Below are 11,944 nucleotides of genomic sequence, written 5' to 3'. Positions count from 1 at the left end.
GACTGGGGTAAAGTCCTGATATTACTGTTGGACGAAGCGGCAGTAATAGTAGCTATTCTACTGATATTAAATTTTCTGGGGATACAAATTCCTTTGCCGATTATGATTGGTGGAGGGATAATAGTCGGTATCTTTGTTCTTGTAATACATATCGCGGTGATATCCAGTTTCCACAGGAAGCAGGTTACCGGTCGAGAAGGAATGATAGGCGAGCAAGGTATAGTTGTGGAACCCCTAACTCCATTTGGGACTATCATTGTTAGGGGCGAATACTGGAAAGCTGAATCTCTCGATGACAATATAGAGTTTGACGAGAATGTGGAAATCGTAGGGAATGAAGGGTTGACATTGAAGGTTAAGCGTGAAGGCCACTAGTTGATATGGAAGGCTGGACTTTGATGATTTGGTCCGGAAGACATCTTTTGCTCCCCTGTGGCAAAGTCAGAGTCTAGTGGGTAAAGTAACAATAAGCCAAATCGTTGCACACGCGGGAGGACGTGTTCCGGCTAGAGGGCGGCACGTCTTTCGCTACTGCTGCTGGAGGACGACAATCTCTCCCTTGAGCCCGTCCACGGCCACGAATGTGCCGTCCTTCAGCTCCATGGCCCCCGGCACAGACACCACAGCCGGTATCCCGTACTCCCTTGCGACCACGGCACAGTGAGAGAGCATCCCCCCTGATGCTGATATGATGCCGGTGGCGTTGGACAGGAACGGTGTCCAGCTTACGTCCGAGAAGGGGATAACCACGATGTCATGCGTGCCTACCTTACCGAAGTCTTCCAGCCCCCTTACGACCTTCACCGGCCCTTCGCAATACCCCTTCGCCACGGCGATGCCTCTGAGCCTGTGGGACATCGCGACTCTGGTGGAGACAGACAGCGGCGTATCGCCGACGATGACTTCCGGAAGGCTCACATCATCGTACTGGCGTACTTCGTGCTTGCGCTGGAGAAGACGTGCCCCAATCTGGCTGCTCATACGCCCGGACCGCACTATTTCCCTCACCTCGTCGAGTGTGAGGTAGAATATGTCATCCTCTTCGTCGATGCAGGCAGCTTCTCGGAACAGCCTTGCCAGCCGCATGAAGTACGGCCGGAGCAGCGCATAGCCAAATCCGTAGACGAAGTTCATCCTTTCCGTTGAGGTGCGCAGCCTGACTATCCGCGTGCGAATGGTCTTCAAGAGCGCGCGTCTGACCGGTCCTCTGGCAGGGGCGACCATCTCCTGCCGGTTGACCTGCTGCACCGCCGACCTCTGATGGCTCACCACCATCTGCAGCACAAGGTCCGGGGTCTCCTGCCACGTCAGCCCGGAGAAGTCGTTTCCACTTTCACTCAGGTGACCGAAGCGGGAGAGAAACTCCCGCACGCCGAGGACGAACTCACCCAGTTCAGGTATCCGGGCAAGCTCATGAAAGGGCGTGCGGGAGACCTGTCTCTTGGCTTTCTCCGGGAGACCCTGGTACACATCGTACAACCGTGCCAGGTGATAGCCGACATCTATGTCTCGCAGCGCCTTCTTCTCCCTGTCACGACCAGGACCGTCCAGGGGCAGATCCCCAGTCGAGAATGCTTTCTTCAGCAGTGTGTTGACCAGACCTGCCAGCAGTCGTGAGACTATGACGTGGTATGAGGCCTCGGAGGTAGTCCGCATGAGCCCCTCTATGCGGTCGAGTGCCTCGACTTCGCTTAGCTTCTCCAAGTCCACGCACTGGTATTCATCAAACGCGGCGCGCTGGGCTTTGACGAGCTTCTCCATCCTCACGGCGTAGACCATCTTCCGCGACGCGGAGAGGACCATTCTGGGGATGTACTTGGCTGCTTTCAAGCCCGGCCTGAACCTGGGCGCATCGTGGCCGGGTACCTCTATGCCGGTGAGAATCTCGATCGTCTCTCTGGGCATCCCCAGCAGTTCAAACAGGTCGCCAACCACCCCCATGTTGAAGTAGGCCCGGTAGTAGAAGCTCTTGGCAAGTCTGTCGATGTTAATCTCCCGTGCCGCGCCACCGACCAGCTCGACGAGCAGCTTCTTCCATGATGAGTTGACCACGGGTATGTTTACTGACCAGACAAGAGGCTTTATGATGCCCGGCATGAACTCTCTCGATATCCGGTTTGAGTATACGTTTACGCCACTCAGTGTGGTAATCTCCCTCAGTTGCAGCCAGTACAGCTCTTTGCCATCGTAGGCCCACTCCAGGTCTACGGGCCTGCCGTACTTTCTGGCTATCCGCCTCGCCTGCTGTACCACCTGGGTAATGACCGCCGGGACTTTCTCCTCCGCGTGGGGCACCTCGAGCCAGTTTCCCCACTTGTAGACCCACCTGTCCGGAGTGACACCCGCCTGGACGAGGGCGTCCCCGAACCCAGGGACAGCCTCCACGATGATTTCATCCATACCACTCACGGGATTCTTGGTGAAGACTACGCCTGAGAGCTGGGCAGACACCATCTCCTGAATGATGGCCGCCATTTGCGCGTCCCTGGACGACTGTCCCATGCGGTGAAGGTAGGACCGTGCCCTGCTTCCTGCGAGCGATGCCCATACGTGCTCGATAGCCTCTACGACGCTCGAGACCGAGCGTACATTCAGGTAGCTCTCAAACTGGCCCGCAAACGAGTGATAGGCCTTATCTTCCAGGCTCGCCGACGACCGTACGCAGTAGCTGCGCTCCTCATCCACCAGTCGCTTCAGCTCTTTCTGCAGCTGAGAACGAACGTCGGTGACGCCGCTGGCATGGTCATCAAATGCCCGGAACGTGCAAACGTGTGTTCTCGGCACGCTAAACCCCGCCCTTTCCAGGAAACACAGATTGCGCGCTTTCAGGCCGACGACAGCCGGCTGGTCTGCACTGGAGAGTGGGACCACATACCGTGTCCTGACGCCCGGCAGAAAACGCCTGCCGCCCCTCACGTAGAACGCGTAGTCGCTCCGTGCCCGCCGGTACCGGCTGCAATAGAGTACCGCGACCAGTGCCCCGAACACGAGGAAAGGGATGCTCCGCTCAATCAGGAAGAGCCCGGCGGGAAGCAGCACGTAGCTGCCGATGGCCGTGACATCGGACCTCTTTGTGGTCAGGAGCAGGATGACAGCCCCGCTGGCAAAGGCGAGTAGCGAGAAAGGCGAGAGGGCGAGAAGCGCGAAGAGGAGCAGGGTGGTTGCCATACCCCCTTTGCCTCTAAGGAAGATGGAGAAGCTCGCCCCGAGCACGGCGGCAAACACCAGCGCGAGTGAGACCGTGATGTCGCCGTCGTAGTAGTACCTGGCGAGGGCCACCGGCAGCACCACCTTTGATGTCTCGCCGGCGACTGTGAGGAAACCGGCCTGCAGCCCACCTACGCCGAACGCGTTGGCGACACCGATGTTGCCCGTTCCCTTCCCGGAGACGCTCTGTCCCGAGAACAGGCGTGTGAAGATGAGGGCGAACGGTATCGAGCCGTAGACGTAGCAGGCAACTGCGAACAGCAGGGTGCGCAGGCTCAGGAAGCCGGGCGGCAGGATGTCGTCCAGCGGAGCCAGGGCCATCAAGCCCATTACCAACCCGTCCATACTACTCACCATCCCCGCCCCCTGTCCTCCTCATGCGAGATGTAAGGACTAGTCAAGTAGGCTACCATAGTACAAGGAATCCTATGGTCAGTGCAACCCGGAGACGGGGAGCTCGGCTTCGGCCCCTCTCGGAAGAGGGGTTTCGGCCCCTCTGAGGGGCGCTCCCTCTGGACTCTCCTTTTTCATCACCCTGCCAGTTGATATGGAAGGCTGGACTTTGATGATTTTGTCTGGAAGACATCTTTTTGCTCCCCTATGGCAAAGTCAGAATCTGATGGGTAAAGTAACAAAAAGCCAGATTGTTTACTCTACTGATTGACTCGGATTATTCATCCAGCATTGACAGGAGTGCCTGCCATTGTTAGATTGACGATGTGAGACCCTTCATTGTTACCTTGTTGACGTTGGTACTACTGCTGGGTTCGTGCACGGCGCCAGCTATGCCGGCGAAGACGCCGGTGCCTGATGTCACGTCTCCGCCGGTATCTCCGCCAGTATCTCCGTCTATACCTGATACCAGTCCACCGGAAGAATCTGATTCCGCCGCCCCCCCAGAGTCAGTACCCGGACAAGCGCCGGAAGAACTGGTGTCAAAGGTCGACCCATTGGAGGAGTGGTGGCTTGAACCACAAACCTTCACCTACCAGGGGGAGCCTGAGTACATGACCGAAGAGAAGTATACCGTAGTCTGGTGGGGCAGAGGACTGACCTCTCCGGAGAGGATTCGCAACGAGATAAGTAAGGATATAGACCGCTACCATGCGTTGGGTATCAGGTACATTGTGCCCATTTCTATTCTGGATATAGAAGATTCTGCTGACCTCTCCGTGATAAGAGAGGTATCTGCCGAAATGATGGCGGCGACGGTGCTGAAGCTTGATGGTTCTCCATTGGTCCTCATCGAGGGCTTCGGTGGCGACCCGGAAGCGACACAATATGCCTACGATATCAATCACCCGGAGTGGCGTGATTATGTTCTCGAACAAGCGCTGGCAGCAGTGGACGCCGGAGCGGATGCCATCAGCATCGATGACGCAGATGGTAATGTGCAATGGGTGCGAAGTGGTCTGGGGAGCTTCAACCCGGCCAGCGAGGCAGGGTTCAGGCAGTACCTGAAGGACAAGTACTCGCTTGATGAACTCGGTGAACTCGGTATTAGCGATATTGACAGCTTTGACTACTCCGACTTCCTTACCGGAAAAGGGTGGACTGTGGCTACCCTCAGGCTCGACAGCTACCCGGGCCACGCGGACTTCCCGCTTTACCATGATTTTTGGGACTTCCAGGCCCGGGCAATGGCCGAGGCCATTAATTTCATCATGGAAACGGCCAGGCAATACGCCCGGGAGGAATACTCCCGCCTGCTGGTATTCACCGAGTGTTGTGGATACTCCGACTGGTCTGCGCAATATATCAGACCGTACTACGACCTGTTGACTGCCGGTGGTGCCATGTACGGTAAAGAGAGGTCCTTCCAGCACATCGTATCATATAAGCTTGGAGTGGCTGCCGGCGGAGCACCAATGGTCGGCTGGCTCGGTGATACCGAAGCCATACTCAGCCACTATAATATTGCTGACCTGTACAGCATTTATGTTGCTGAAGGCTATGCCAACCAGTCGCAGCTTGTCGGTATGCCGGGGCGCGGTCAGCGTGCGAAGTACCATGATTTCATATTCGGTAAACCGGGTGTTTTCGATTTCGGTTCCTGGGAGAGCGAAGCCCGCGTTGGCTTGCTGTACTCCCTGACAACTATGGCTGACGAGGACTTATACGGCCGGACACATGTCCTGTTTTTTAACATCGGGCAACTGCTCACCGACTGCCATTACCAGTATGATATCGTCTACAGTCGTGGTGATGACCTGGCAGCAGACAGGCTGGCCGGGTACGAGGTCATTATCTTGCCCCAGTCTCATCGGTTCACTGCTACCGAAGAGAAAGTACTCCTGGACTTTGTTCAATCAGGAGGCAGCCTGGTCTATATCGGTGAGACATCAGACCGGCCACTCCTCTTTGCTGACGAGGAGAACCAACCGGAAAACATAACCCATACTTCAGAGTGGGTGTGTATTTCAGATACCTACTGCCATCATATCCAGTACCAGGCAGTGAAGAACCTGAACCTTGCCTTACCCCGATATTACCAGGCTCCTACGGAACAACCGCCTGCCATGAACCTGGAACAGACCAGGACTGACTTCCGGGACCTGATAGACAGTCATCTGGATAAGAGGGTGACCACCGGCACTCTTGATGACAGCATTGGCGTTGTGCTCTGGCGCAACGGGGCCAGGCTGAACGTACACATTATTAACTACGACTTCGACTACGCAACCGGGCAAATTCGCGAAAAGACCGACCTCTCACTGATGATAGACGGTAATCTCTTTCCCGGACTTTCAAGGGTCACGGTGCTCTCGCCGGACTTTCCTGAGGTGCTTACACTTCCCTTTGACATTACGGATGGGTTTATCCATGTTACCGTTCCCGCCTTGCGTGTCTGGGACATCATTGTCATGGAGTAGCGTCTTGAGTGATAGTAGCCCCTCTGAATCACAACACCTGGTACCACGGGCAGACCGCATTTGATGGTGAAGCTGTGAGATACGAAGCAGTCATCTTTGACCTGTTTGGAACGCTTGTGGACGACCCCGCTGGTCCCCGGTATTCTGATGTCCTCAGGCGCATCGCTTCTGCTGTCGTAACTACATTCCGCACGCCCAGGGGAGAGGTTACTTCCTGCTGTATTGACATCGACCGGTGTGTCAGTCCTGTGGGTGATTGACAGCCAGGTGACTGGGACATATCATTGGTGACAAGAACGATGAGGACCGGGATGCCTCGTTGTGAGTTGATGTGGGAAATCCCAATCAATCTCTATTATATTAAAGGAAAGGCTAAAATCAGGCAACAGACACTGGCTGCATATTGTATATAGAGGAGGTATAGAAATGGATTTTTCTATGGAATATACCAGTGAGCAGGAAGAATTTGCCAGGGAAGTGGGAGCATGGTTGGACGAGAATATGCCCGATGATATAGAGCCCATAAGAGATGCTCAGAAGATGAGCTATGAACAGTTTCATAAGCGGCGCGATTTTGCCTGTAAACTTGGTGAGAAGGGGTGGCTTTATCCCGGATACCCTCGTGATTATGGCGGCGGTGGTCTGGAAGGTGCCTATAGCGTCGTTATATCCGATGAGCTGGCCAGGAGAAAGCATTCTCTTCCCATTATCGACGATTGGACAACCTTGACGGCACCGGCCATTCTGGCCTGCGCCACTGAGGAGCAAAAGAAGCGTTATCTGCCTCCTATGCTTGCCGGTAACGCCCTTACCTGGCAGCTTATGACCGAACCGGAAGCTGGCACAGACGAAGCCAATCAACAGACAAACGCCCTGCGTCACGTCCGTGAGGGTGAATATTTCATCATTAACGGGCAGAAGATTTTCGTTGGGGGACTTCACCCACCACCAGAGCAATTATATTTGCTAACACGCAGTGACCGGGAAGCCCCAAGGCATGAGAACTTGTCCAGTTTCATTATTCCCGCCAATTTACCTGGCATCAGCATCCAACCTCTCGACCTGTTCCCGCTGACTACCTTCAGTGGGGCCTGGGGACCAACAGGCGCTACCCAGGAGGCGGTCAAGAACTCGGTTTTCTTTGACGATGTCAGAGTCCATGAGTCCTGCTTGATCGGGCAGGAAGGAGATGGGTGGAAGGTTACTCAGGCTACCTTTGCCGTTGAGCACGGTGGTGGCGGCAGGATTTCCCGAAACTACCTGTCTGAGAAATTCTTTGACCAGTGTAAGAGTAATCCGAACATAGTAAGGCGTTTAAAAGAACATCCCTACCTGCTCAATAAGGTAGTAGATATTTATTTCTACACTCAGATAGCGCGGCTACTTTCCATCAGGAACGCCGGTGGGAAGGGAGGTGCCTATGGGGGACCACATTTCTCCATGTATCAAAAAATCGGTGGTGGCAAGTATATTAATGATATGGCAGAAGTCTTTGGGCCCTACAGCTTCACCGATGAGGGAGACTGGCGCCTGGACGATGGTATTTTTGAAGTTGGCCAGCGCAATGGTATAGCTATGGCTCCGGGAGGCACCCCGGAAGCAATGAAGATAATTATTTCACGTGCCCTCGCTATTGGACGATAGGTCAGGATAAACAAAACGGAATATAAAGCGAAGCATGATCCCGGGAGGCAGTAAATGAGTTTGGACTTAAATCTCACTGAAAGTGAAGAGATGTTAAAGGCAACGGCACTTGATTTCATGAAGCGAGATGTCCCCAAGGAGGTTATCCAGCACCTGCAGGAGACAGACACGGGTCTCACAGACGAACTCTGGCGCAAGGTAGTGGAAATGGGCTGGTTGGGAATTATCATCCCGGAGCAGTATGGTGGCGCGGGGAATCCACTGACCAGTGCCGGCGTCCTCTTTGAAGCGATAGGCGCCGGTCCTCTACCGGGACCGTATTTCTCTTCCGGGATATTGAGTAGCCTGATTGTCCTGGAAGCAGGCACTGATGAACAAAAACAGCAGATTCTACCAGCCATTGCCGAAGGGAAGCAAATTCTGACTCTGGCACTGACTGAACCTGATTATAGTTGGGGGCCCGGAGTGATACGGACAACTGCTACCAGCGAGGGTAGCGATTTTATTCTTGATGGACTGAAGCTGTTCACCATGGATGCTCAAGCAGCCACTCATTTTATTGTTGTCGCCCGTACAGAAAAAGAGTCTGACCCGGCCAAAGGAATTTCTCTCTTTCTAGTGGATAGGGAATCCGAAGGAATCTCAGTAACCCGACTCCCGGGTTTTCTCACGGGACGAACTTTTGAGGTAAAGCTGGATTCTGTGAAGGTGCCCCAATCAGCCATGCTTGGCGGCAAAGACGAGGGGTGGCCACTTCTGCAAAAGTCTATAGATAAAGCCATACCTGTCCTTTGTGCCTACAAGGTAGGAGGTTGTCAGGCTGTCTTTGATATGACGCTGGAATACAGCCGTATCAGGGTACAGTTCGGTATGCCTATCGGTCGCTTTCAAAGAGTCCAGGACATGATTATCAATATGGTCACACATCTGGATGCTGCCCGATGGGCTACCTATGAAGCCCTCTGGAAGCTCGATACGCAAAGGCCGGCTATGGAAAGCATACATCTGGCCAAGGCTCTTGCAAGCCGGGCCTACTGGGAAGTCTGCACAATTGGGCACCAGGTGTTCAGTGGTGTTAGTTACTCAAAGGAACATGCACTCAGCTTCCATACAAGAGCATCTCGTTCCCTGTATAACTTTCTCGGTGAGCCGACTTATCACCGTCAACAGATAGCTCAGCTTCTAACAACTTCATAAACGTTTTCAAGGAGGTAGAAGTCATGGACTATAAGACCATCGTCTTAGAAAAGAAAGAGGGTATCGCCACTATCACCCTCAATCGTCCTGACAGGCTAAATGCTCTGTCCTCGGAAATGAACCGCGAGTTATGGCACGCTATTGAAGAAATAGAGAGTGACACATCATCGAGAGTATTAGTATTAACGGGAACAGGCCGAGCATTTTGTGTCGGAGAGGACGTAAAAGAACGACCAGGCGACTCCGCTGAGGTCAGGGGACGACAAACCCCACTAACGAAGCTGTCTACCGGTCCCAGGAACCTGGTGCGGTTCGCCGATACTTTTAGAAACATGGTTAAGCCAACCATTGCCTCCGTGAATGGCTTTGCCGTAGGTCAGGGGCTTAGCCTGGCCCTGTCCTGTGATATCAGGATTGTATCAGAAGAAGCCCAGTTTGGCGCCATTTGGGTCCGCCGGGGCATTCCCCCGGAATCAGCGGGGGCTTACCTGCTGACTCAATTGGTAGGCCCGGCCAAAGCGTGTGAGCTGGTTTTTACCGGGAAAATGATCAGTGCCGGAGAAGCCAAAGATATCGGCCTGGTTAACGAAGTAGTACCGGCAGACCAGCTCCAGGTAGCCACCTGCGAGCTAGCCAGAAGCATCGCTGAAGGGCCGCCGATAGCTATTGGTATTGCAAAAATGATGCTCTACCAGGCCCTGGAAACCAGCCTTGCCGTTAGCAGCCGCCTGGAGTTCTTCGGTCAAGATTACAGTTTCAATACTGAAGACCGTGAGGAGGGAATCAAGTCCTTCCTGGAAAAAAGGAAAGCCGAATTTCAGGGGAAGTAAGTATCCCGGTAGCGGCTTACCATAGTCCCGGCACACCTCGCCTCAGCAATGTCGCAACTACATTCCGCATGCCCGGGTGGGCGGGTACTTCCTGCTGTCTTTGGGCTGATGCGATATATTTTGAAGGCCATGACCAAATCTTAACCTGCATTTCTCTGAAATATCAGGTCACCACTGCACAAACATCGGGATGTTTGATTCTCTTGTACTATGACTAGACTTCCGACAAATAGTCCTTGAGTATCTTGCCGCTTAATTAACCACAAGCGGTTTACAAATACGTCTAGAGATTTATTACCTATTGTCTTTGCACAATATCCTCCACTATGCTTTATTGTGATATAATCCGCATTAATGACACATATCATCTCAGTTTTCAGATGAGTTCAGCTATGCTGACGGCAGAGTATTCGTTGCCAGTGGCTATGCCAGCAGGCCCGGAGAGGTTAGGAGCAGCACGTCACTCGTGGAGGACGCGGCAGAACTGGGCAGGAAGATGGCGGAGAGTCTGCTGACAGAAAGCGGAACATAGTATCACGGAATCCGGTACGACCGTCTTCCTCTTGACAAGTGTCTGAATACATGCAGCACTCTTTCTCAAATGTGATGTATCCTGGTGTTGAACAGGTACCAATGGATTCCTACTCGGGTGGTTCCTATTCCTCCGAACCGTTTTGGAATTCAGGCTTTTCGTAAGAGTTTCGGCTTCCCGGATAACTGTATTTCCTGTCAGTGCAGGTTCACTTTAACTCTGCCCATGTCCCGTTCCAGGCATGGGTGTAGAATTCCTTTATCCCACCACTAGTAACTGGATGCCCACCGGCTACCCGGCGCCGCTCTGGTGTCATTTTTGCTATGTACTGACCAAATTTGTTCATATACACATCGGCCATGTTGTCGAGTTCAGCCTGGAAACGTGCATTGTCAATCCCGGCGTCTTTAATTGCCAGAGGTATTCCTACCACTTGCTTCAATTCGTTTATGTGCGTTAACAGGTTGACAGCCTTGCCACGATGACCTCGTCCGGTTATATCCAGTACAGTTGCCAGGCTTCCAAAACGTTCCTTACGAGTAGGATAAATGAGAGCGAACGATTGGCACAGCAGGAAAGCACAGGCTCGACCGTGAGGAATATGGAAGGTAGAGCCAAGGATATGACCTGTATCATGAACCAGTCCTAACCTGGCGTTACCGAACGCCATCCCTGCCTGGAGTGATGCTGTGTGCATCTTTTCGCGGGCTATTAGGTCTTTGCCGTTGGCCACTGCTTTTGGTAACCATTCCCATATGGTTTTTGCAGCCCACAACGACAGGGAATCAACTATGGCCGACGGTGGTTCGAGTATATAACACTCAATGGCATGAATAAGAGCATCAAAACCGGTGTTGGCGGTTACATCCGGTGGTATTGAAACTGTTAGTTCGGGATCGACAATGGCTATATCAGGTACCATCTCTTTCGTCCCTACGCCGGTTTTGTAAGGCGGATTCATACTGAGGTCTACAGCTACGGCGCCCGGGGTTACCTCGGATGCGGTGCCGCTGGTCGTTGCAATTGCTACATATCTGGCTTTCTTACGGAGCTCACAGTTCGGTACCTCATCCCGAAATTCCGGAAACGACAGGCTGGCCATATCCGGGTTCTCGTAGAGGACCCAAGCTATTTTGCCGACATCCATAGGAGAACCACCGCCAAGCCCGATAATCAGGTCGGGCTTGAAGTCTTGCGCTACAGAGAACACAGCCCGGGCCGTTTGTATTGATGGCTCCGGTTCAACCTGGTCGAAGATGTGCGTCTCTATGTTGCTGGTGTGCAGTATTTTCTCCACGCGTTCCACTATCCCGAGTTTACGAAGTGTTGAATCGGTAACAATCAGGGCCCGCTTCGCTTCCACGGTGCTCAGGTTCTCCAGTGCTCCTGGTCCGGTGTAAATGTGACGTGGAACAACAAATGCACGAAATGCCATAATCAACTTCCCTCATCTTCAGCGGACTGGTTTTGGTGACACTATCCTACCATGTCATGGTGATACAGACAATTCATTTCGCGGAACTCCCCGTCACTGAGACTACCGCCTGTTCTGTTCAGGGGATAATCTCCGGGAGTACCAGGTCTAGGCCCTGGCCCGATGGTATGACGATGACCTTGATGTCTTCTCCGAGCCGGTCGAGCAGTATGTACTGCAAGACCTC

General features: G+C 53.3%; 8 protein-coding genes. 6 read left to right on the top strand and 2 right to left on the bottom strand.

Annotation, left to right across the window (positions count from 1 at the left end; genetic code table 11):
- Window positions 1–375 (top strand): NfeD family protein (locus VMW13_10930; protein HUV45328.1); only part of this gene is annotated, 375 nt, incomplete at its 5' end.
- Between the two features lie 153 nt (window positions 376–528).
- Here VMW13_10930 and VMW13_10925 read toward each other — a convergent pair.
- The gene (locus VMW13_10925; GenBank protein ID HUV45327.1) at window positions 529–3,564 is read right to left on the bottom strand and encodes a glycerol-3-phosphate acyltransferase; all 3,036 of its coding nucleotides are present in this window, start codon (window positions 3,562–3,564) and stop codon (window positions 529–531) included.
- 575 nt (window positions 3,565–4,139) lie between these two features.
- On the opposite strand from VMW13_10925, the gene VMW13_10920 reads away from it, so the two are divergent.
- The 5 genes from VMW13_10920 (at window position 4,140) to VMW13_10900 (ending at window position 9,751) form a co-directional block, all read left to right on the top strand.
- The gene (locus VMW13_10920; protein ID HUV45326.1) at window positions 4,140–6,080 is read left to right on the top strand and encodes a hypothetical protein; all 1,941 of its coding nucleotides are present in this window, start codon (window positions 4,140–4,142) and stop codon (window positions 6,078–6,080) included.
- Window positions 6,081–6,088: 8 nt separating this feature from the next.
- On the top strand, window positions 6,089–6,340 hold the full coding sequence (locus VMW13_10915; GenBank protein HUV45325.1) for a hypothetical protein: 252 nt from the start codon (window positions 6,089–6,091) through the stop codon (window positions 6,338–6,340).
- A 166-nt stretch (window positions 6,341–6,506) separates the two neighbouring features.
- Window positions 6,507–7,724: an acyl-CoA dehydrogenase family protein gene (locus VMW13_10910; protein HUV45324.1), complete on the top strand. Its 1,218-nt coding sequence runs from the start codon at window positions 6,507–6,509 to the stop codon at window positions 7,722–7,724.
- 54 nt (window positions 7,725–7,778) lie between these two features.
- The gene (locus VMW13_10905) at window positions 7,779–8,921 is read left to right on the top strand and encodes an acyl-CoA dehydrogenase family protein (GenBank protein ID HUV45323.1); all 1,143 of its coding nucleotides are present in this window, start codon (window positions 7,779–7,781) and stop codon (window positions 8,919–8,921) included.
- A gap of 23 nt (window positions 8,922–8,944) precedes the next feature.
- On the top strand, window positions 8,945–9,751 hold the full coding sequence (locus VMW13_10900) for an enoyl-CoA hydratase-related protein (GenBank protein ID HUV45322.1): 807 nt from the start codon (window positions 8,945–8,947) through the stop codon (window positions 9,749–9,751).
- Window positions 9,752–10,491: 740 nt separating this feature from the next.
- Here VMW13_10900 and VMW13_10895 read toward each other — a convergent pair.
- Entirely contained in the window at window positions 10,492–11,718 is a 1,227-nt protein-coding gene (locus VMW13_10895) for an iron-containing alcohol dehydrogenase (GenBank protein HUV45321.1), read from the bottom strand.
- Window positions 11,719–11,944: the final 226 nt, after the last annotated feature.

Source organism: Dehalococcoidales bacterium, assembly GCA_035529395.1.
Lineage (GTDB): Bacteria > Chloroflexota > Dehalococcoidia > Dehalococcoidales > Fen-1064 > DUES01.
Note: the sequence above shows the minus strand (reverse complement) of the source record. Positions and strands in the feature narration are given on the sequence as shown.

What these genes read in the sequence shown, in the direction of transcription:
- VMW13_10895 (HUV45321.1), bottom strand. Translation starts at nt 11,718, where the DNA reads ATGGCATTTCGTGCATTTGTTGTTCCACGTCACATTTACACCGGACCA.
- VMW13_10900 (HUV45322.1), top strand. Translation starts at nt 8,945, where the DNA reads ATGGACTATAAGACCATCGTCTTAGAAAAGAAAGAGGGTATCGCCACT.
- VMW13_10925 (HUV45327.1), bottom strand. Translation starts at nt 3,564, where the DNA reads ATGGTGAGTAGTATGGACGGGTTGGTAATGGGCTTGATGGCCCTGGCT.
- VMW13_10910 (HUV45324.1), top strand. Translation starts at nt 6,507, where the DNA reads ATGGATTTTTCTATGGAATATACCAGTGAGCAGGAAGAATTTGCCAGG.
- VMW13_10905 (HUV45323.1), top strand. Translation starts at nt 7,779, where the DNA reads ATGAGTTTGGACTTAAATCTCACTGAAAGTGAAGAGATGTTAAAGGCA.